Origin of the sequence: Devosia sp., from assembly GCF_035944845.1 — a bacterium.
Taxonomy (GTDB): domain Bacteria; phylum Pseudomonadota; class Alphaproteobacteria; order Rhizobiales; family Devosiaceae; genus Devosia_A.
This window is the reverse complement of the sequence record NZ_DASZAW010000043.1, coordinates 28,826-49,305: the sequence shown is the minus strand read 5'-3', so window position 1 is coordinate 49,305 and position 20,480 is coordinate 28,826. Positions and strand designations below refer to the sequence as shown.

18 protein-coding genes are annotated in these 20,480 nt (G+C 66.9%); 8 read left to right on the top strand and 10 right to left on the bottom strand.

The genetic code is table 11. The annotated features are described in order from the left end of the window. Positions 1 to 11 precede the first annotated feature (11 nt). Both VGV07_RS06975 and VGV07_RS06970 read right to left on the bottom strand, forming a co-directional pair. Positions 12 to 995 carry a substrate-binding domain-containing protein gene (locus VGV07_RS06975; protein WP_326867970.1) on the bottom strand — a complete coding sequence of 328 codons (984 nt, stop codon included), beginning with the start codon at positions 993 to 995 and terminating at the stop codon, positions 12 to 14. A 112-nt stretch (positions 996 to 1,107) separates the two neighbouring features. Next, positions 1,108 to 1,758 carry a GDSL-type esterase/lipase family protein gene (locus tag VGV07_RS06970; RefSeq protein WP_326867969.1) on the bottom strand — a complete coding sequence of 217 codons (651 nt, stop codon included), beginning with the start codon at positions 1,756 to 1,758 and terminating at the stop codon, positions 1,108 to 1,110. A gap of 151 nt (positions 1,759 to 1,909) precedes the next feature. Here VGV07_RS06970 and VGV07_RS06965 point away from each other — a divergent pair, with 151 nt between their 5' ends. From VGV07_RS06965 to VGV07_RS06955, 3 genes are all read left to right on the top strand, one after another. Then, positions 1,910 to 2,650: a FadR/GntR family transcriptional regulator gene (locus VGV07_RS06965; RefSeq protein WP_326867968.1), complete on the top strand. Its 741-nt coding sequence runs from the start codon at positions 1,910 to 1,912 to the stop codon at positions 2,648 to 2,650. 205 nt (positions 2,651 to 2,855) lie between these two features. After that, positions 2,856 to 3,848, top strand: a complete 993-nt coding sequence (locus VGV07_RS06960; protein WP_326867967.1) for an XdhC family protein — start codon at positions 2,856 to 2,858, stop codon at positions 3,846 to 3,848. Then, the gene (locus tag VGV07_RS06955; protein WP_326867987.1) at positions 3,841 to 4,404 is read left to right on the top strand and encodes a nucleotidyltransferase family protein; all 564 of its coding nucleotides are present in this window, start codon (positions 3,841 to 3,843) and stop codon (positions 4,402 to 4,404) included. The genes VGV07_RS06960 and VGV07_RS06955 overlap by 8 nt, the downstream gene beginning before the upstream one ends. A 200-nt stretch (positions 4,405 to 4,604) precedes the next feature. Here the strand turns inward: VGV07_RS06955 and VGV07_RS06950 are convergent, their stop codons facing one another. From VGV07_RS06950 to VGV07_RS06940, 3 genes are read right to left on the bottom strand one after another with little or no spacing between them, the layout of a single operon-like run. Then, complete coding sequence (locus VGV07_RS06950) at positions 4,605 to 6,743, bottom strand: xanthine dehydrogenase family protein molybdopterin-binding subunit (RefSeq protein WP_326867966.1); 2,139 nt, start codon at positions 6,741 to 6,743, stop codon at positions 4,605 to 4,607. Further along, the gene (locus VGV07_RS06945; RefSeq protein ID WP_326867965.1) at positions 6,740 to 7,693 is read right to left on the bottom strand and encodes a xanthine dehydrogenase family protein subunit M; all 954 of its coding nucleotides are present in this window, start codon (positions 7,691 to 7,693) and stop codon (positions 6,740 to 6,742) included. The genes VGV07_RS06950 and VGV07_RS06945 overlap by 4 nt, the downstream gene beginning before the upstream one ends. Beyond that, entirely contained in the window at positions 7,690 to 8,295 is a 606-nt protein-coding gene (locus VGV07_RS06940) for a 2Fe-2S iron-sulfur cluster-binding protein (RefSeq protein WP_414649918.1), read from the bottom strand. Before VGV07_RS06940 ends, VGV07_RS06945 begins: the two co-directional genes overlap by 4 nt. Before the next feature lie 275 nt (positions 8,296 to 8,570). Between VGV07_RS06940 and VGV07_RS06935 the strand changes: the two genes are divergently transcribed. From VGV07_RS06935 to VGV07_RS06920, 4 genes are read left to right on the top strand one after another with little or no spacing between them, the layout of a single operon-like run. Further along, on the top strand, positions 8,571 to 10,571 hold the full coding sequence (locus tag VGV07_RS06935; RefSeq protein ID WP_326867963.1) for a DUF5107 domain-containing protein: 2,001 nt from the start codon (positions 8,571 to 8,573) through the stop codon (positions 10,569 to 10,571). Beyond that, the gene (locus tag VGV07_RS06930) at positions 10,571 to 11,431 is read left to right on the top strand and encodes a transcriptional regulator (RefSeq protein ID WP_326867962.1); all 861 of its coding nucleotides are present in this window, start codon (positions 10,571 to 10,573) and stop codon (positions 11,429 to 11,431) included. The genes VGV07_RS06935 and VGV07_RS06930 overlap by 1 nt, the downstream gene beginning before the upstream one ends. Then, positions 11,431 to 13,476 carry an ROK family protein gene (locus tag VGV07_RS06925; RefSeq protein WP_326867961.1) on the top strand — a complete coding sequence of 682 codons (2,046 nt, stop codon included), beginning with the start codon at positions 11,431 to 11,433 and terminating at the stop codon, positions 13,474 to 13,476. The genes VGV07_RS06930 and VGV07_RS06925 overlap by 1 nt, the downstream gene beginning before the upstream one ends. Beyond that, the gene (locus VGV07_RS06920; RefSeq protein ID WP_326867960.1) at positions 13,473 to 14,765 is read left to right on the top strand and encodes a class II D-tagatose-bisphosphate aldolase, non-catalytic subunit; all 1,293 of its coding nucleotides are present in this window, start codon (positions 13,473 to 13,475) and stop codon (positions 14,763 to 14,765) included. Before VGV07_RS06925 ends, VGV07_RS06920 begins: the two co-directional genes overlap by 4 nt. A 168-nt stretch (positions 14,766 to 14,933) precedes the next feature. Here VGV07_RS06920 and VGV07_RS06915 read toward each other — a convergent pair whose 3' ends face one another. Together VGV07_RS06915 and VGV07_RS06910 are read right to left on the bottom strand one after the other, a co-directional pair. Further along, entirely contained in the window at positions 14,934 to 15,872 is a 939-nt protein-coding gene (locus VGV07_RS06915) for a threonine ammonia-lyase (RefSeq protein WP_326867959.1), read from the bottom strand. Further along, positions 15,869 to 16,891, bottom strand: a complete 1,023-nt coding sequence (locus VGV07_RS06910) for a succinylglutamate desuccinylase/aspartoacylase family protein (protein WP_326867958.1) — start codon at positions 16,889 to 16,891, stop codon at positions 15,869 to 15,871. Before VGV07_RS06910 ends, VGV07_RS06915 begins: the two co-directional genes overlap by 4 nt. Before the next feature lie 162 nt (positions 16,892 to 17,053). Between VGV07_RS06910 and VGV07_RS06905 the strand changes: the two genes are divergently transcribed. Continuing rightward, positions 17,054 to 17,959 carry an IclR family transcriptional regulator gene (locus tag VGV07_RS06905; protein WP_326867957.1) on the top strand — a complete coding sequence of 302 codons (906 nt, stop codon included), beginning with the start codon at positions 17,054 to 17,056 and terminating at the stop codon, positions 17,957 to 17,959. A gap of 182 nt (positions 17,960 to 18,141) precedes the next feature. On the opposite strand, the gene VGV07_RS06900 is transcribed toward VGV07_RS06905, so the two are convergent. Genes VGV07_RS06900 through VGV07_RS06890 form a run of 3 tightly spaced genes read right to left on the bottom strand, consistent with a single transcriptional unit; the run spans position 18,142 to position 20,302 of the window. Next, positions 18,142 to 18,498, bottom strand: coding sequence for an L-rhamnose mutarotase (locus VGV07_RS06900; protein WP_326867956.1), 357 nt, complete (start codon positions 18,496 to 18,498; stop codon positions 18,142 to 18,144). Continuing rightward, complete coding sequence (locus VGV07_RS06895) at positions 18,495 to 19,376, bottom strand: carbohydrate ABC transporter permease (protein WP_326867955.1); 882 nt, start codon at positions 19,374 to 19,376, stop codon at positions 18,495 to 18,497. Before VGV07_RS06895 ends, VGV07_RS06900 begins: the two co-directional genes overlap by 4 nt. Continuing rightward, complete coding sequence (locus VGV07_RS06890; protein ID WP_326867954.1) at positions 19,373 to 20,302, bottom strand: sugar ABC transporter permease; 930 nt, start codon at positions 20,300 to 20,302, stop codon at positions 19,373 to 19,375. Before VGV07_RS06890 ends, VGV07_RS06895 begins: the two co-directional genes overlap by 4 nt. Between the last annotated feature and the right edge of the window lie 178 nt (positions 20,303 to 20,480).

The window sequence follows — 20,480 nt, the reverse complement described above, 5'->3', positions numbered from 1 at the left end:
GCCCCTGCCCGTCAGTTCGCGCCGCGCGAACCCGGAATGGACTTGTTGACCTCGAGCACGGCGGCGGCGTTTTCCTGCGTCACCATGTAGGGGCCGACGCTGATCACGCCCGACGGGGCCATCTTGTACTTGTTGTACATCAGCGGGATCATCACCCCGTAATAGCCCTGCAGGAACGGCTGCTGGTCGGAGGCAAAGCTCATCTCGCCGGCGGCCACCGCCTCGAGCACGGCATTGCCGAGGTCCATGGTGCCAAGGTCGACGGCGCGACCGGTGGCGCGCACCTGCTTGACTGACTCCAGTGCATCGACACCCACCGCCACGCCCAGCGTCACGATGCCGTCAATGCTCTGGTCCTGCATCAGCATGGCGCTGACCGCGGCCTGCACCTTCTGGCTGTTGCCGATATCCTCGGAGGCGAGGATCACCATCTTGGCCTTGCCGCCGGCTTCGGTGACGGCATCGATATAGCCCTGGCAGCGCTGCTCCAGCACCGGGTTGGCGGCAATCTGGTTGATGCAGAGGCCGTTCTTGACGCCCTTGCCAACCGCCACTTTGCCGCCCTGGTAGCCCATCTGGTAGCTGTCTTCGCCAATAAAGCCGATGGCGCCCAGCTCCTGGTACTTGGCGCCGCCCGAGTTGATGATGATGACCGGGATGCCCTCGGCCGCCGCCTGCTTGATCAAGGGCTCAGTCGGCTCGGGAAAGAAGTTGCCCACCGCGATGGCGGCCGGCTTCCGGGCGATCGCTGCTTCGAACATCTTGGTATAAACAGGCACGATGTCGTTGAAATCTGCCGGCGCCGTCCACTGCGTCTTGACGCCATAATCCTTGGTGGCCTGGTCGAAACCCTGCTGCACCGCGCCCCAGAACGGATCCGAACTCGGCCCGCCCAGCATGATGATCACATCTTCCTGCGCCTGCGCTGTGGCGAACGGCGCTGCGGCAGCCATTATGGCGGCGAGCGTCAGCGCGCCCAGTTTGCTGAAATTCATTATGTCCTCCCCAATGGCAACGGCCCGCATCCTCCCGACGCACGCCTGCCGCGAGGCGCTCACTGCGCCTTCGTCATCACGACTATTATGTATTATGTATGATGTAAAGCACTCACCGCAGGTTTCGCATCTTGAGAATGGCCCGGACCTCGCCCGCCAGCGATTTGCCGAGCACTTCGTGGGCCGCTTCATCCATGTGAATGCCGTCGATCCCGGCCCGCACCACCTTGTTGGCGTCGAAATGAAAGCACCCGGTGCGATGCGCCACCTGCTCGAGATAGTGCGCGTGGTCGCGGCAACGCTGATGGCCGACACCCCACATCGCCGGCTCGGCATCTTCGGTGATCGCCGGCGGCGTCACCACCAGCACCTCCGGCGGGTGGTCCACCATGGCGAAGTGTCCCTTGATCATCTGGATCAGCGTCAGCGTGCCGCGCGCCGAGTTGTAGGCGGTGATCGACAGCTGGTCCTTGAAGTCGTTGGTCCCCAGCATGACGATCAAAACGTCCATCGGCGCATGCGATTCGAGGATCGGGATCAGCGTACGCGAGCCGTTCTTGTGCACGCCCTCGATCGGATCGTCGAACACCGTGGTGCGGCCGCTGAGCCCCTCCTCGACGATCCAGGCATCCGGGCCGAGCTCGCGCCCCAGCACATTGGCCCAGCGCCGCGCCGGCACGATCCGGTCCGGCGTCTGGGCGATATTGGCAAAGGGCGGGCAGCCCCAGGTATTGGAGTCGCCGAAGCAGACGATGGTAGGCATGTGAAGCGGTTCCCTCGAGTCGCGACGCACCGGCATTGCCTTGGCGATGCAGCCTGAGGTATAAATCCTACCTAATGAGAATGACAACCGGGTGGATTCGCGTGTCGATGGCGAGCCGACCCGGCGAAATGCTGTTGGAAAGACCGCACGCGTGACCGTCTATCGCCGCCCGGACCCGATCCCCCTGCGCCACTCGGCCGTCGCTTCGCCCGGCGGGCTGAACACCGTCAAGCACGAGCCGGACGATCTCAATCGCCTCGTGGCGCGCGAGATCTTCCAGGCCATTGCGTCGGGCCACTTTCCTGAAGGCAGCATCCTCCCCAACGAGCACCAGCTGAGCGCCGATCTCGGCGTCAGCCGTACGGCGCTGCGCGAAGCCATCAAGGGCCTTGCCTCCAAGGGCCTCGTCGAGACCCGGCGCAAGCGCGGCACAATGGTGCTCGACCGCAGCCGCTGGGACATGCTGAACCCCGAGGTGATCGCCTGGTCGCGGAAGCTCGGCTCGGCCCGTGTCAGCGAGGAGCTCTGGGGGGCGATCGCAAGCACGCAGCCCGCCATGGCCGCCGAAGCCGCCGGCCGCCGCAATGCCGGCCGGATCGCCGAGGCGGTGCGCAGCCTCGCCGGCGCCGGCACCCCGGAGGCGAGGCGCACCGGGCTCGCCGCGCTGCTGCTTGAGATCGCCAATGCCAGCGGCAACCGGTTCCTCACCTCGTTCACCGCCGCCTGCGTCGGCAGCCTCCTGACCGACGATGCCGCCTTCCTCGATCGCCTCGTCGTGTACGTCGACCTCGTGGCGCTCGCCCGTCTCGCCCCCCTGCTCACTGCCGGCAATGGCGAGGCCGCCGCCGACCTGCTGCGCCGGGCGCTGGTCCGCGAGACCGTGTCGGCTTAGCGCTTCAAAGTTGCACAGCACCGCCATTGTGGTTGGGCTCGGTCCTTGCCCACCCACCGGCTGTCATCCCAACGAAAGCTGGGACCCATTTCTCAGCCCGCGCAGGTGGATAGTTGGGTCCCAGCTTTCGCTGGGATGACATCGAGGGTGGTTCAGTTCATCCGCGAAAAGCTCTAGTCTCCACCCAACATTTGGAGGAGAGCGCATGCTGGCCAGAGCCGAGCATGGCGAGGACGATCTCGCGCCGGCAGCCTTTGCGGGGATGGATCGCGAACTCGCGCCATTCGTCTTCCTGGCGCGCGCCCAGGCGCTCGGCATCCCGGGCGCCCTCGTCACCCTTTCGGCCATCGATGGCGGCGCCCCCAAAGCGCTCGGCACCCATATGGCGGTGCTGGCGGATGGCCGGCACCTCGGCCATGTCTCGGGCGGCTGCGTCGAGCCCGCCATTGCCGCCGAGTTCGCGCCGCTGATCGCAGCCGGCGAGGACCGGACCTTCCGCTTCGGTCGCGGTTCGCGCTTCATCGATATCCGCTTTCCCTGCGGCGGCGGCGTCGACCTGATGCTGCACGTCGAACCGCGCGCCGGACTGCTGGCCGAAGCCATCGCCCGCTTCGAGCGGCGCGAGGCCTTCGCCATCGCTTTCGACCCGGCACGCTCGACGGCCACGATCACCGACAGCCCGGCCCCCACGGGCTGGCACGACGGCGTGTTCGTCCGCCGCTACCAGCCGCGCACCCGGTTGCTGCTGGTCGGTCGCGGCCCCGAATTCGAGGTGATGGCCCGCGTCGGCGCTGCCGCCGAGTTCGACCTGCGGCTCGCCACCCCGGACGAAAGCTCGGCCCACGCCCTCGCCGCGCTCAACGTGCCGATCGAAATCCTCACCACCCCGACGCAAGCCTTCGCGCTGCCGATCGACCCGTGGACGGCGACGGTGCTGCTGTTCCACGAGCACGAATGGGAAAATGCCATCCTTGCCCGCGCCGCCGCGGCTGATGGCTTTTATGTCGGGGCGCTCGGTAGCGTCAAAACCCACACCCTGCGCTGCGCCCGACTGGCTGCCATGGGCCTCTCGCCACAAGCCATCGACCGCATTCGCGGCCCCATCGGGCTGATCGACCGGGCCCGCGACCCCGGCATGCTGGCGCTCTCGGTGCTCGCCCAGATCTCAGCTACCCGCGCCCAGCTTGACCGTGCCTGAGCCGATTGCCGCGGTGGTCCTCGCGGCCGGCCTCTCGACCCGCTTCGGCGGCGACAAGCTGCTTTATCCCCATGCCGGCAAGCCGCTGGCCGCCCATATCGCCGACACGCTGGTGGGCATGCCGCTGGCGCACCGCATTGCCATCGTGCCGCCGGCTCCGTCGGCGCGCGGAGACGTCTTCGCCGAACGCGGCTTCGAACTGGTCGAAAACCCGGACCCGCAACAGGGCATGGGCGCCTCCCTGGCGCTCGGCGCGCAACGTGCCATCGAACTCGGCGCCGAGATGCTGCTGGTCTGCCTCGCCGACATGCCGAACGTTACAACGGAGCACCTGACGGAACTGATCGCCGCGTTGGCGACCAGCGATGTCGTAGCGACCGGATTCGACAATTCGCGTGGGCCACCGGCAGTGTTTGCACGGCGGCTGTTCCCCGAGCTCATGGTAATTTCCGGTGACCACGGCGCTAGACACCTGCTCGCCAATGCAAGACTCGTTGAAGCGCCGCAGGTTCTGGCACGAGACTTCGACACACGCGGGGATTTCGATCAAGCATAGGGATTTGTGTGCTTGGCCCCTCACCCCGCGGTGAGCCCTTCGGTCTCACCGCCGCCCTCTCCCCAGAGGGGCGAGGGGGCGATGGGCTCACCGGCGGTGCAACACGCGTCCCCTCGCCCTTAGGGGAGTGGGTAGTGCAGCGGGCCTCGCAGTCGGCGCACCCTCTCCCGCTTGCGGGAGAGGGACTCCCGACTGCACCATCACCGCCCCGGCAACCCCGGCAACAGCTTCGCCAGCGTGATCGGAAAGTCCCGTACCCGCACCCCCGTCGCGTTGTACACCGCGTTGGCCACCGAGCCGCCGGTGCCGCCGGCGCCCAGTTCGCCGATGCCTTTCACCCCCAAATGGTTGGCCTTGTCGTCGAAATCCTCAAGCATGATGGCGTCGATCGCGGGGATGTCGGCATGGGTCGGGATCAGGTATTCGGCGAAATCGCCGTTGACCCAATGGCCGTGGCGCGGGTCGAGCGCGCCGGCTTCCTGCAGCGCGGCGCTTACCCCCCAGATCATGCCGCCGATCAGCTGCGAGCGCGCTGTCTTGGCGTTGAGGATGCGGCCAGCCGCGAACACCCCGAGCATCCGCCTGAGCCGCACTTCGCCGGTATCGATATCCACTCCGACCTCGGCGAACGACGCGCCATAGGTGTATTGCGCGTGCGTCTGGTAGTTCGGATCGTCCTTGTTATCGAGCGTCCTGCCTCTCTCTTCCAGCCCATCGGGGAAATGCCGGCGCACCTCGGCGAAAATGTCGTTGTAGCTCGTCCCTGCCACCGCCGCGATCCGCTGGCGCAGCGCTGCGCAGGCCCGGTCGGCGGCGACGGTGGTGTTGGCCGCGCCCCACGAGCCGCCGGCGCCATTGCCCTTGGGGTGCTTGGTATGCGCCAGCTCCACCTTGATCTGGCTCATCGGCACGCCCAGCGCCTCCGCCACCACCTGCGCCACGATGGTGTGGGTGCCGGTGCCGATATCGGTCATGTCGGAGCGGACGATCACAAGACCGTCGGGCTCGATCCGCACCAGCACCTCGGCCGAAGTCTGGTAATGCCCGCGCATCGACGAGGCGACGCCATAGCCGACCAGCCAGCGCCCGTCGCGACGGCTCGCCGGTATGGTCGGGCGGTCGCACCAGCCGAACTGCTCGGCCCCTTCGCGGAGGCAATCGGCCAGTCGACGGCCGCTCAGCGGCAACCGCTTGTCGGGGTCGATCTGGGTGTCGTTCCTGAGTCGCAGTTCGACCGGATCGATGCCGAGCTTTTCGGCCAGCTCGTCCATCGCCGATTCGAGCACCATCAGCCCTGGCAACTCGCCGGGCCCGCGCACCGGCTCACCCGGCTGCACGTCGAGGGCCTGGTGCGCCTGCCGGGTCAGCCGGTTGGGTGAGGCATAAAGGGCCTTGCCCACCGACGACACGCCTTCGTCCCAGGCATCGTCGGTGCGCACCTGGATCAGTGCATCATGGCCGAGCGCCGTGAGCCGCCCATCCGGCGTCGCTGCAAGCCGCACCCGGCTGATCGAAGCCGGCCGGTGCCCGACCAGCGTAAAGATCTGCCGCCGGGTCAGCATCAGCTTCACCGGCTGGCCCAGCGCCATGGTCGCGAGCGAAGCCAGCACCGCCTCGCAATGCAGCACGATCTTCGAGCCGAAACCGCCGCCGACATAGGCGCTGTCGATGCTGATGGCGCTGGGGTCGAGCCGCAAGGTCTTGCCGAGCCCGGTGGTCAGCTGGTTCACCATCTGCGCGGTGAGATAGAGATGAAGGTGCCCGTCGCGCCAGTCGGCGATGCAGGCATGCAGCTCCATCGGCTGCGAGAAATGGTAGGGCGTGCTGTAGGTCTGTTCGACCGTCACCGGCCCTTCGCGCATCGCCTTGTCGATATCGCCCGCCTGCGACGGCCGCCGCCAGTTGAGGTTCGGCCCGAACCCATCAAGCGCAAACGCTCCGGCCTCAACTTCGTATTCAACTGTGATCAGCCCGGCGGCGGCGCGCGCCTCCTCAAAACTCTCGGCCACCACGAAGGCGATCGGCATGCCGTAGTAGTTGATCCGGTCGCTGGCGAGTTCCGGCCGCGTCCGGTCCATCATGTCGCCTTCAATACCCTCGGCAGGCCCCTGCTCGGGCGCATTCTCATGCGTCCACACCAGCCGCACCCCTGGCGCCGCCTCGGCCGCCGCAATATCGATCCGCGCCACCCGGCCTTTGCCGATGCCGGCGCCGAGGATGTAGCCATGCAATGTCGGCCCGGCATCCTGCCGTTCGGCCGAATAGGCCGCCCGCCCGGTGACCTTGATCGGCCCATCGGTGCGGCTGATCGCTTGGCCAATAACTCCTTGCCCGATCATGACCGGACCTCGGTCGCCTGCGCCAGCGTCGCCTTGAGCGTCCGTCGCGCCAAGGGCAGCTTGTAGGCATTGTCTTCGGTGGGCGTCGCCCCTGCCAGCGCCAGGTCCGCAGCGAGATCGGGGTCGGCTCCTCCCTCCGCCACCTCGACCCGCCAGGGTTTTGCCGCCAGCCCGCCAAAGGCCAGCCGCACCATCTGCCCCTCACGCGCCACCAGCGCCACCGTGACATTGGCAAACGCATAGGAGGCGCGCTCCCGCACCTTGCGGTAGAGCTGCACCCCGCCAAGCGGTGCGGGCAGCGTCACCGCGGTGATCAGTTCACCCGGCTCGAGCGCCGTCTCGATATCGGGCCGATCCCCCGGCAGCCGGTGGAAGTCGGCGATCGGGATCGAGCGCGTCCGTCCGCCCACGCCGACCGTCTCGACGCTCGCATCGAGCGCCCGGAGCGCCACGCACATGTCGGAGGGGTGGGTGGCGATACAGGCATCGCTCACCCCGAGCACTGCGAGGTTGTGCGTTAAACCACCGATGGCGGCGCAGCCCGAGCCGGGCCGCCGCTTATTGCAGGGCATATCGGTATTGTAGAAATAGGGGCACCGGGTGCGCTGCATCAGGTTGCCCGCCGTCGTCGCCTTGTTGCGCAACTGCCCCGAGGCGCCCGACACCAGCGCCCGCGCCAGCACTGCATAATCGCGCCGCACCCGCCGGTCCGCCGCAAGGTCGGCGTTGCGCACCAGCGCCCCGATCCGCAAGCCGCCCTCCGCCGTCGGCTCGATCGTATCGAGCCATAGCCGATTGACGTCGATCAGGTGCTGCGGCGCCTCGATGCCGAGCTTCATCAGGTCGAGCAGGTTGGTGCCGCCGGCAATGAACCGCGCCCCCGGCCGCGCCACCGCGGCTTCCACTGCCTCGGCCGGGCTCGCCGCCCGCTCATAGCTGAACGGCTTCATGCACCCTCTCCCAGATAATCGCGGATCGCCGCCATGATGTTGGGATAGGCGGCGCAGCGGCAGAGATTGCCGCTCATCCGTTCGCGGATTTCCTGGTCGCTCAGCGGGATCGGCGCCTCGAGATCGTCGGTCACGTGGCTCGGCACCCCGGCCCGGATCTCTTCGATCACCGCCAGCGACGAAAGGATCTGCCCCGGCGTGCAATAGCCGCACTGGAAGCCGTCATGCGTAACGAACGCCGCCTGCATCGGGTGCAATGCCTCGGGCGTCCCCAGCCCTTCAATGGTCGAGATCTCGTCGCCTTCGTGCATCACCGCGAGGCTGAGGCAGCTGTTGATGCGTCGGCCGTTCACCAGCACCGTGCAGGCCCCACACTGCCCCTGGTCGCAGCCCTTCTTGGTGCCGGTGAGCAGCAAATGCTCGCGCAGCGCGTCGAGCAGCGTCACCCGTGGATCGAGCGTAAGCACATGGGTTTCGCCGTTGACGCTGAGCGTCACCGGCAGCCGGGGCGTGGCGGTCATGGATTTCCCCCTCGAGAAAGCAGGAGCAAGCGTAGTGCGGTTTTGGGAAAAAGCCAGTGCCGTGACGAGCACCAGCGGCAGACGGAGTGCCTTCTCCCCTTGTGGGAGAAGGTGCCCAAAGGGCGGATGAGGGGTTCTCTCCGCGTACCTTGTCGCCCGTCGCTACGCTCCGGTCGCGCTACACTTCGTTGCGCGCACCCCTCATCCGGCCTTCGGCCACCTTCTCCCACAAGGGGAGAAGGCAAGACGTGCCCAACTCCAGCACCTTAACAACAATGTAGTTTCACAAACATCTATGTTGCAAAACTACAAACACCGTGTACTTTCGCCGCGCTTGTACGACCGGGGAGGCGCCAATGACCAAGACCACCATCACCAGAACGTCGCGCCGACTGCCGATGTCGAACCTGGGCGGCCCCAGCACCCTGCCCCGCTTCCGCTGGCAGCAGCCGACGATCGACAAGAACACCCCGCCCAACCGCGGCCTCACCGACGAGGAAAACGCCCACGGCTTCAACTGGGGCAAGGATTCGATCCTGCCCTACCGGGTCTACGACGATTACGATCGCTCGCAGGAGCCGGGCGAGATGGAACTGGTGACGCTGGAGAACGGGCGGCTGCGCGTCTCCGTGGCGCCGCAATATGGCGGCCGCCTGATGGAACTGCGCGATCTGAAGCTCGGCCGCGACCTGGTGTTCACCAATCCGGTGTTCCAGCCGGCCAACCTCGCCGCGCTCAACGCCTGGTTCTCCGGCGGCATCGAGTGGAACGGCCTGATCCCCGGCCACACCCCCTTCACCACCGCCCAGGTGTTTGCCGGCATAGTCGAGACCGAACGCGGCTCGGTGCTGCGCATCTATGAGTTCGACCGCATCGTCGAAGCCACCTGGCAGATCGACCTGTTTCTGCCCGATGACGACGACCGGCTCTATGTGCATGGCCGCATCGTCAACAGCACCGATGCAGTGAAGCTCGCCTACTGGTGGACCAATGTCGCGGCGCCGATGTCGAAGGGCATGCGCGTCCTAGCTCCCGCCGATTACTCGATCGAGCACGTGCTACCCAATAACGAGCTGGCGCGTTTTCCCTTCCCCGATCTCGAGCGTTTCGACGGCTCTTATCCGGATAATTGGCGCGACTCGACCTCGGTGTTCTTCAGGAAGCCCGATGCGGAGCGACTGTTCATCGCCGGGCTCGATGCCGACGGCGTCGGCCTCGCGCAGACCGCGACCGCGGCGCTCAAGGGCCGAAAGTTCTTCTATTTCGGCACCGGTACCGGCGGCCAGCAGTGGATGGATTACCTCGCCCGTCCCGGCGAGGGCGACTACATCGAAATCCAGAGTGGTATCGCCCCGACGCAAAACCAGCGCTTCGAGCTCGCACCCAACAGCGAAGTGCACTGGACTGAGGTCTATGGCGCGCTCCGCGTCGACCCCACCGAGGTGCACGCCGCCGACTACCAGCGCGCCGTCGGCGCCGCGGCCGTGGCGATCGACGCCCGCTTCCCCGCCACCGAGCTCACCGATGTCGATGCTTTCCTCACCGAGGTGTCGCGCCGGCCAGTGAGCAAGCGGCTCACCGATGGCTCGCCCTGGGGCAGCCGCCAGGAAAAGCTCACCGGCAAGCCGCTCGCCCAGGGTCTCGATTTCGCCGTGCCGCACCCCACCGATTGCTGGGATGAGCTGGCAACCACCGGCCGTTTCTCGGACGCGAGCCTCAAGCGCGTGCCCGCCGATTTCGCCGTCTCGCCCGTCTGGGTGGCGGCGCTAGAAAAGAGCCGCGACAAGCAGGGCGAGACCTGGTTGCACGCCCTGCTGCTCGGCATCGCGACGCTCGACAACGGCGATCGCGACGCGGCGCGCACCCTGTTCGAACGCTCCATCGCGCTCAAGCCCACCTGGCTCGGCCGCCGCCAGCGAGCGCTGGTCACCAACGACCCCGATGCCGCCGACCGTGACTATCTCGCTGCCTGGGCCAGTGGTGACGCGCCGCCGGCGCTTGCCGCCGAGATCGTCAGCCTCCTGGTCAAGCACGGCCGGCTCGAGCGGCTGCGCGCCTTTGCATCGGGCCTTCCAGCCTCGGCGCTCACCGACGAGCGCGTGCACCTGGGCCGCGCCATGGTGGCGGCGTCGGAAGGCGATTTCGACCTGCTCGAACGCCTGCTGGACCGCCATTTCGCGACGGTGCGCGAAGGTGAGACCCTCCTCGACGAACTCTGGGTCGGGTTGCAGCGGGGCCGTCTGCAGCAGGCGCTGAAACGCGCCCCTACGCCAACAGAGCTGGCCGAGCGGCTCAAGCAGCATCCGGTGCCGGCGCATCTCAACTTCCGCATGCGGGCCGTCGATGAGGTGAAGTGATGGCGGCACTGGAGCCCACGGCCCCGACGCTGATTCAGTCGATCTCGCTGGGGCTCGGCGGCTACAACAAGGCGTTCCAACTGGTGGGCGGGTACCTCCTCGCTTCGCCCGAGGCCTTCATCCGCGAGCCGCTGCAGGAGATTGCCCGCGCCGCCGGCGTGAGCGAGCCCACCGTGCTGCGGTTTTGCCGCCAGTTCGGCTTCAAGGGCCTGCCCGATTTTCGCATTGCGCTCGCCATGTCACTGGCTCGCGAAGCGCAAGGGGCGTTCATCGATCCCGGCGTCAGCGACAAGGCGGTGGTCAACCTTGCCGCCAAGCGCGCCATCGCCCGCTTCGCCCTGTCGCTGGTCGGCGATGACCGCTCGATCATTATCGATTCCGGCTCGACCACGCAGCTCTTTGCGGAGAACCTGAGGGCCGCCAACCCGCTGGTGATCATGACCACGGGGCTGAACATCGCCGAGGCGTTTCGCGGCGCCAGCCAGCACACCGTCATGCTGCCGGGCGGCACGGTGCGTTTCGAATCCAACTCGCTCTCCGGCCGCATGGTCGAGAGCACGGTCGGCGGCATGCGCTTCGACACCATTTACCTCGGCGCCGACGCCATCGACCCGGTGCTGGGCCTGTCGACCTTCAACGAGGCCGAGGCGCACCAGAACGCCGCCATGGTGGCGGTGAGCCAGCGGGTGATCGTCCTCGCCGACTCCACCAAGTTCCGCGCTCCGGCCCTGCACCGGATCTGCGCAGCCGACCGTATCCACGCCGTGATCACTGACACTGGCCTTTCCGATGAAACCGCCGCCCTGCTGGAGCAGCATGGCGTCGCCGTTCACCGGGTCGAGCCGGAAGGAAGCAACTGATGACCGACGCCCCGTTCCCCGCCACCGACCTCGACCGCTGGGCCACCACCAAGGAGATCCGGCGCCAGCCCGCGATCTGGCGCAGCTTCGGCCCGCGTCTTGCGACCATCGCCGCGGAGGTAACGGCCTGGATCGCCGAGCGCCGGCCGGACGAAATCTGGTTCTGCGGCGCCGGCACCTCGGCCTTTGTCGGCGAGACGCTGGCGAGCTACCTCAATACCGCGCCCGGCCCGGTCCGCTTCCGCGCCATTCCGTCGACCGACCTGATCGCTGCGCCGCGCAATTACCTCAGGCCCGGCATTAAGCTCCTCGTGGTGTCGTTCGGCCGCAGCGGCAACAGCTCCGAGACCATCGGCACGCTCGACCTGCTGGCGGCGCACGCGCCCGAAGCCGATCGGTTGCACATCACCTGCAACGCCAATAGCGCGCTGGCCCGCACCGACAATGCCGGCCCGGGGGAACTGCGCAATATCGTGCTGCCACCCGAAACCGACGACAGCGGCTTTGCCATGACGTCGAGCTACACCACCATGCTGCTGACGGCGCTCGCCGTGTTCGACCCGGCGCCGCCCGCGCCGGTCGCCGAGCTCATGGCGCGGCTGGCCGATGGCGCCGAGACGCTTTTGGCAGGGCAGCTCGACCGGCTGATCGCCCTCCCCGTGCCGGAACGCGCCGTGTTCCTCGGCTCCGGCCCGCTCACCGGTTCGTCTCGCGAAAGCGCACTGAAGGTGCTGGAACTGGCAGCCGGCCAGATCCCCACCTCGTGGGATTCGACCCTTGGCTTCCGCCATGGCCCCAAGGCCATCACCAATGCGCAGACCCGGGTCTTCGTGCTGCTCTCCTCCGACCCGCACACCCGCCGCTATGACATCGACCTCGCCACCGAGGTCGCGGCACAGTTCGGCGATCACGTCGTGCTGCGGCTCGGCGACGCCACTGCCGCCGCCGACATCCCGGTGGCATCGGTCGGCAACGACGCCTGGTCGTCGGTGCTCTATGTCATGGTGGCGCAGTTGCTCTCGGTGATCTGGTCGCACAAGCTCGGCCTCACCGTCGACAACCCCTTCGCCTCGGGCAACCTCACCCGCGTCGTCGCCGGTGTGAAGCTCTACCCGCTGCCCGAAGCTGGCCCGCAGGTCTTCGGCTCCCTCGATGTCGGCGGCACCAAGATCGAGGCGCGACTGTTCGACAACCGGCTCGAAGTCATCGAGCGCCAGCGTTTCCCCACTGCCAAGGGCAGCTATGAGGAGCTGCTCGCGGCGCTCGAGGGCGCGGTCGGCTGGCTCGACCAGACTGCCGGCAGCAAGGTGGCGCTCGGGGTCGGCCTGCCCGGCCTGATCGACCCCGCTACCGGCATCTCGATGACCTCCAACGTGCCGGCCACCGGCCACACCCTCAGTGCTGATCTCTCGGCTCGCATCGGCCGCACCATCCCGGTCGAAAATGACTGCAAGTGCTTCGCCCTCTCCGAAGCCAATGGCGGCGCCGGCGCCGGCTACCGCACCGTGTTTGGCCTGATCCTCGGCACCGGGGTCGGCGGCGGCGTCACGGTGGATGGCAAGCTCGTCGTCGGTCACAATGGCCTGCCCGGTGAGGTCGGCCATTTCGGCCTGCCGGCCGAGCTGGTGCAGCGCCACAGCCTGCCGATCCTCAGTTGCGGCTGCGGCCGCACCGGCTGCTACGAAACGCTGCTCTCCGGCCCCGGCATGGCGCGCATCGCCAAACACTTGACCGGTGCAGCGGTCGATTCCGCTGCCATCGTCGAACGTGCCGCCGCTGGTGATGCAGCGATGGCGCAGGTGCTCGACACCTGGTTCGATATCCTCGGCGAGCTGATCCACACCATCCAGCTGACCATCGATGCCGATTGCGTGGTGATCGGCGGCGGCCTCTCCAACATCCCCGGTTTGACCGAAACCCTCGCCCGCACCTTCGCGCCAAAAATGCTGCCCGGCGTGCGCCAGCCGGCCTTCGCCTCGGCCCGCTTCGGCGATGCCAGCGGCGTGCGCGGCGCCGCCATGCTGGTGGCGGGAGCCCGCAAATGAGGGAACTCCGCGATCTCATCGCCCGCAACCGCAACGGCTCCGGCGAGGCCCTGCCCTCGGTCTGCTCGGCCCACCCGGATGTGCTGGCCGCTTCGCTGCTCTTGGCCGATGAATGGGACGTGCCGCTCTTGATCGAAGCCACCAGCAACCAGGTGAACCAGTTCGGCGGCTATACCGGCATGACTCCGCCGGACTTCATCGCCTTCGTCCGCTCGATTGCGGCGACGGCCGGCGTCGATGGCGGGCGCGTCCTGTTCGGCGGCGATCACCTCGGACCGCAGGCCTGGCGCGACCAGCCCGCCGAGCTCGCCATGGCCAATGCCCGCGACCTCGTCGCCGCCTATGTGCAGGCCGGGTTCACCAAGATCCACCTCGATTGCTCCGAAGGCTGTGCCGGCGAGCCCGCCGCCGTCGGCGATGCGCTGAGTGCCGTCCGCGCCGCCGACCTCGCCGCCATCTGCGAAGCCGCGACCAGCGACCCAACATCGCTCAGCTACATGTTCGGCACCGAAGTGCCGCCGCCGGGTGGCGCTCGCGCCGAGGAAGGCCCCATTGGTATCGCCCCAACCGAGCCCGCCAACGCCCGCGCCACGATCACGGCGCACCGCGACGCCTTCGCTGCACTCGGGCTTGAGCACACCGCCTGGCAGCGTGCCGTCGGCCTCGTGGTGCAGCCGGGCCTCGAATTCGCCCCCGACCACATCCACCGCTTCGATGTGGCCTCACCCGACCTGCTGTCGCCGGTGCTGGATGGCCATGATGGCCTGAGCTTCGAGGCACACTCGACGGACTACCAGTACCCTGACGTGTTCCCGGCGCTTGCCCGGCGGCACTTCGCCGTGCTGAAGGTCGGCCCCGCCCTCACCTTCGCCTATCGCCAGGCGGTCTATGCGCTCGATGGTGTTGCGACCTGGCTGGCGCCGGATGCCGACCGTCAGCCGATCGCCCCGGTGATGGAAGCGCTGATGCTGGAGAACCCGAAAAACTGGGCCAAGCACTATGCCGGCGACGCCGCGACACTGAAACTGCTCCGCCACTTCAGCTACGCCGACCGCATCCGCTACTACTGGGCCCAGCCACAGGCGACAGCAGCGGTCGGGCAGTTGCTGGCAGCGCTCGATACGAAGAAGCCGTTGGCGCCGCTGCTCGAGCAGTACTTTGCGCCACAAGTGATCGCGCGGGCAGAACGGCTGGAAGCTCGTTCGCCGGATTGGGCGCGGGCGCTGATCTACGCCCAGGTGCAGACGGCACTGGTGCCGTATTTTGCGTGCATCGGGGTGGCGAAGTAGTCCAACGCCACAGCGGCGCGGGCTGACCCCCACCCCTGTCCCCTCCCCCTCAAACAGGGGGAGGGAGACGTCAGCCTCGATATCAGAGGGAGCGTCTCCCTCCCCATTCTTAGGGGGAGGGGACAGGGGTGGGGGTCCACAGCCACCGGCGGCGGCGGCGGCGAGCCGCTAAGCCACCCCCTCCGGCCCGGCCCCGCACACCAGCGCCCCCACCGACGTCCCGGCCGTATACCCCACACGTCCGGTCATCAGCGCCGCCACGGCCGCGGCGCCGCTCAGATCCGCTGCGATTCCCAGTTCGAACCACAGCCAGCGGCTCGCTTCCAGCATGTCGTCGTCGCTGAGCAGCACCACGTCGTCGACCACCGAGCGCACCACGTCGAAGACATCAGGGTCGGTCTCGGCGCAGCTCATCGTGGCGATGCGGCTCGTGACCTCGTTGAGCCGCACCACGTGCCCGGCATCGAGCGATGCCTTCAGCGTCGGCGATCCAACCGGCTCGATGCCGATGATCTTCACCTTCGGCTTCAGCGCCTTGAGCGCGACGCCCATGCCCGACACCAGCCCGCCGCCGCCGATGGCGACCAGCACCACGTCGAGGTCGGGCACATCGGCCAAAAGCTCCAGCGCCGCCGTGCCCTGCCCGGCCATGACAGCCGCATCGGCGAAGGGGTGGAAATACGCCGCGCCCTTGGCTTCGGCGAAGGCGAGGGCATGGAGGTTGGTCTCGTTCCAGACGCTGCCGATAATATCGACTGTGGCGCCCCAGCGCTTCAGCTTTTCAACCTTTGCCGCGGTGATGTTCTCCGGCACATAGATCGTCGCCGTCACCCCGGCGAGCTTGGCCGCCCGCGCCACGGCCAGCCCATGGTTGCCGCCCGAGGCGGTGACGATGCCGCGCGCAAGGGCTTCCGGCGGCAGCGACAGCAGCTTGTTGGTGGCGCCGCGCGCCTTGAACGAGCCGGTGGCCTGCAGGTTCTCGAGCTTCAGCGACAGCTTTGCCGGCGTCAGCGGCGCGGATAGCGCCCGCACCTCGATGGTCGGGGTGCGTCGCACATGGGGTGCAATACGGGTAGCGGCAGCGTTGATGTCGGCAAGCGTGATCATGCTGCGGGGGCCTCATAGGGAGATGCGACGACAAAGCAGCAATTGCCCGGCCGCACCCGGCCTGGCTGCCGGCGGCCATAGAGGATGCCGCTCGCCCGGTAATGCAGTTCGACCGGTGTCCGGCCGGGATTGGCGAGGAAGTGGATGCGTCCGGCCAGTTGGCCCGCCTCCACTGGTGTGCCGAGCTTGTGCAGCGGCTCGTACACCCCATCATCCTCGGCGATCACATGTGCCTTGGGGCCGAGGTCATACAGCTTCGGATCGCCGGCCACCGGACTCGCCATCCGCTCGGGCAGCACGCCCAGATGCGCCAGCACATTGCGCACCCCGCGCCGGCACAGCGCCAGCGCATCGACCGACACCGTGCCGCCGCCCGCCATCTCGGTGCCGATCACCGTCATCCCCTGCGCCGCAGCAGCGGCGGTGGCGGTGCGCGGGTCGCCGCGATTGTCGATCACCACCGCGATTTCGGTGCCGAACGCCTTGGCCGCCGCCACATTGGCCGCGTGCTGCTCGGGCGTCGCGCCCGGCTCGATCACCGAACTCGGGATGATATCGAGCGACGAGCCGCCCGAATGGAGGTCGATGAACGCATCGCCCATAGGGAAGATCACGTCGTTCACATAGGCCGCGATCTGCCGCGTCGTGGTGCCCAGCGGGTCGCCCGGGAAGGTGCGGTTCATGTTGATTTCGTCGATCGGCGAGGTGCGCCGCGCCGCGTTCACCGCGGGGAGGTTGATCGCCGGAATGAAGATCAGCCGGCCCTGCACATCGGCCGGGTCGAGCTCGCGGATCAGCTCGCCCAGCGCAATCGGCCCCTCATATTCGTCGCCATGGTTGCCCCCTTCGAGGATCACCGTCGGGCCCGCGCCGTTCTTGATCACCGCCACCGGCACCGGCACCACGCCCCAGGCATCGTCATGCACCGACAGCGGGATGTGGAAAAACCCGACCTGCTTGCCCGGCTTGTCGAAGTCCACCGTCGCGGTCGCCAGCTTCTGTGAAATGTTGCGGTCCATGTTCTGCTCTTGGTCGTGATCTCAGGGGTGCCCAGACAGGCGAATTTTACAGGTGATAGTCTACGTTCTCTTGTGATAGTCGATGCGCTGTGCCTTGCGCCGTTCCGGCTCTTGCACTGCAGCATCGGCTCTGCCACCAGAATGCCGAGGGAGACCAATTGAATGGCCAGAACCGGACGCGCTGCCGCCACTGCGACGACGCCCGAAAAGCCCAAGCGGGCGGCACGGAAGAACGCGGACAGCGAAGCCGGCGACAAGCTCGCCTATGGCGTGCCGGCGCTGGAAAAGGGGCTCGACGTGATCGAGCTCCTGGCCCAGCAGTCGAAGGGCATCACCCAGAGCGAGATCGCGCAGCTGCTCGGCCGCTCGTTGCAGGAAGTCTATCGCGTGGTGATGGCGCTCGAGCGCCGCGGCTATATCCAGCGCCGGCCGGGCGAGGATGGGTTCTTTCTCTCCAACCACCTGCACGTGCTGGCCAACCAGTATCCGCCGATGCGCCGGCTGCTCGATGCGGCGTTGCCGATCATGTACTCGACCTCGATCGCCGCCTACCAGGCGCTGCATATCGCCATTCTCGATCGCCTCGCCATCCGCGTCGTGGCGCAGGTCGATAGCCCTGCACCGCTCGGCTTCCGCCTCCGCGTCGGCACCCAGAACCCCGCGGCCTCCACCGCCTCGGGCCGCCTGCTGCTGGCCTTCCAGCCGCCGGCGATCCGCGATTGGGTGATGGCCGAGATCGAACGCACCGCGCCCGAAACCGACATGGTGGCCCTGAAGCGCCGGGTCGAAACCCTGCACCGCACCGGCTACGAGATCATCGCCGGCGAAGGGCTGCAGGGCATCACCGACGTGAGCTTCCCGATCCTCGACGCCAACGGCCACGCGCTGGCCGTGCTTACTATGCCGTATCTGCCCTCTTCCAAGGAGCGGGTATCGCTGGAAGCCGCGAGCCGCGCCCAGTTCGAAGCGGCCAAGGCCATCACCCAGCTGTTCGACGGCACGCTGATCGAACCGAATTTTCCGCTGGCTCCGATCCGCGAAAAACGCCCGCCGGCGCGGCCGACTTGACGATCTTAGACGCAGTACAAAGGCCGGTGCGGGAAGAGTACCCCCACGCCTGTCCCCTCCCCGCAAGGGGGAGGGAGACCAAAACACCGACGCCAGTGTGAGCGTCTCCTCCCCCCTTGCGGGGGAGGGACAGGGTGGGGGGTACGTTTCCCGCACCAGCCCATCAGCTATAGTGCCCACCCTCATCGCGTCGTCTCCCCAACGCGATGCGAAAACACCTCGTCGAGCCACAGCGGCTCGCCCTCTGCATCGCCAATCGAGAGAAATATCTCCGCCATCGACGCCGTCCAGGCCCGCTGCACCTCCGACGCCGCGGTCGCCGCCGAAGCAGCGCGAAACCCAGCCTTCGCCCGCATCCGGCAGACCACGATCTCCTCGTGCCGCCAGATCTGGTAGTCGTAGATTCCGGCCGCATCGATCAGAACCAGGATCTCCGGCCACACCGCGCGGTGCTTTTCGTCATAGGCCGGGCCCATGCCGGGCTTCAGCCGGTAGATGTAGAGGAACGCCTCACCTGGCGCCGTATCGCGAGCCGTCATTTCACCGCCCCCGCCAGCGCACCCGAGAGGATCTGCCGCTGGAACAGGAAGTAGACGATCATCACCGGCAGCAGCGCAACGATCAAACCGGCGCTGATCAACGGAATCGACACATCATACTGGCCCGAGAGCAGCGCCACCCCGACCATCAAGGTGGTCTTGTCCGAGCCGCCCATGATCACCAGCGGCAATAGCAGGTCGTTCCACATCCAGACGAAGTTGAGGATCGACAGCGCCGCGATCGCCGGGGTCGAGATCGGCAGCATCATCTGGAACAGGATGCGCAGCTCCCCTGCCCCATCGATGCGGGCGGCCTCGATCAGCTCGTCCGGAATGGCGCGAAAGAACGCGGCCAGCATATAGGTACTGATCGGCAGGCCGAACGCCGCATAGGAAAAGATCAACCCCTGGTAGGTGCCGCCCAGCCCCAGGTCGAGAATGGTCTCGTAGAGCGGGTAGATCACCACCTGGCTCGGGATCACCAGCATGGCGATGATGAACAGGAAGATCAGGTTGCCGCCCTTGATGCGCAGCTTGGTCACCGCATAGGCGATGAACAAAGCCGCGACGGTCGAGAGCAGCAGCCCGCCGCCGGTGGTGATTATGCTGTTGAACAACAGCCGCGGCACATCCATGCGGACGAACGTATCGGCATAGTTCTCGAAGCTGATGTCGAGCGGTAGCCCCAGCGGGTTCTGCGCATAGCCGGTGCGGGTCTTCAGGGAGTTGAGGACGGTGAACACCAGCGGATAGAGCGCCACCACCGCCACCACCACGAGGATGAAGGTCACCAGCCATTTGACGATCGAGCGCAGCAGCGGATTGCTGCCCGGCGCCACCTCGTCGGGGACGGTCTCGGAGACAGTGGCGAGGCTCATTTGCTGGCCTTTCCTTCGGCATACATGCGCCGGACCACGAAGGCCGAAACGATGGCCGCGAACACGAACAGCGCCATGCCGATGGCCGCACCCTTGCCGCGATTGAGGAACTCGAAGGTGGTGGTGAACACCAGATACTCGGGCAGCATGGTGGCGCTGCCCGGCCCGCCGCGCGTCAGCGCATAGATCAGCGGGAACATCCAGATCAGCATCGACGAGGTGCAGAGCACCGTCCAGTAGCCGATCACCGGTTTGAGGAGCGGCGTGACGATCTCGATCAGCAGTCGCCAGAACCCGGCGCCATCAAGCCGCGCCGCCTCGATCACCTCGTCGGGCACCGTCGAAAGGCCCGAAAGATAGGTGAGGACGCCGAGCCCGAAGAAGCTCCACAGCGCCACCGCGGTCAGCGAGAACAGCGCGCTCGTCGCCCCGTTCAGCCATTCGATGGCCAAGGGTGCCAGCCCGATAAAGATCAGGAAGGCATTGAGCGGCCCATCGGGCGCGAGGATCTGCCGGAACATGATGCCGACGACAACAGGCGCGATCATGTAGGGCAGGAAATACACCGCGCGAAACAGCTTCCACCCCGGCGAGCGTTGGAAGATCAGCAGCGCAAGCACCAGCGGCAGGAAGATCCATACCGGCAGAGTCACGAACACCAGAGCCGCGTTCTTGAACGAGGTCGCGAACACCGGGTCCTTGAACATCGAAGCGTAGTTGGCGAACCAGGCGAACTTCGGCTCCTCGAAGCCGCGCGTCTGGTAGAGGCTGAGAATAAAAGCGCGGACCAACGGAACCAGCTTGAAGATCACCGCCAGCGCGATCCCCGGCACCACCAGCGCAATGCCAAGGACCAGCTCAGGCCGCATCCGGCGCTTCCGGGTGCGGATCAGGCCGCTGCTCGATGACTGGTGGGTTTGGGTCATGCTTTATCAGTGCCCGTTGAGAGAGCGGAGCCGACAAACCGGCTCCGCATGGTCGATGGGTGATTGGATGCTGACTGCCAGTGGTAGGCTCAAATCTTACCTCACCACCGGATGTCATCCCTGCGAAAGCAGGGACCCAACTCACCTCCCGCACCAGCTGATAGTTGGGTCCCAGCTT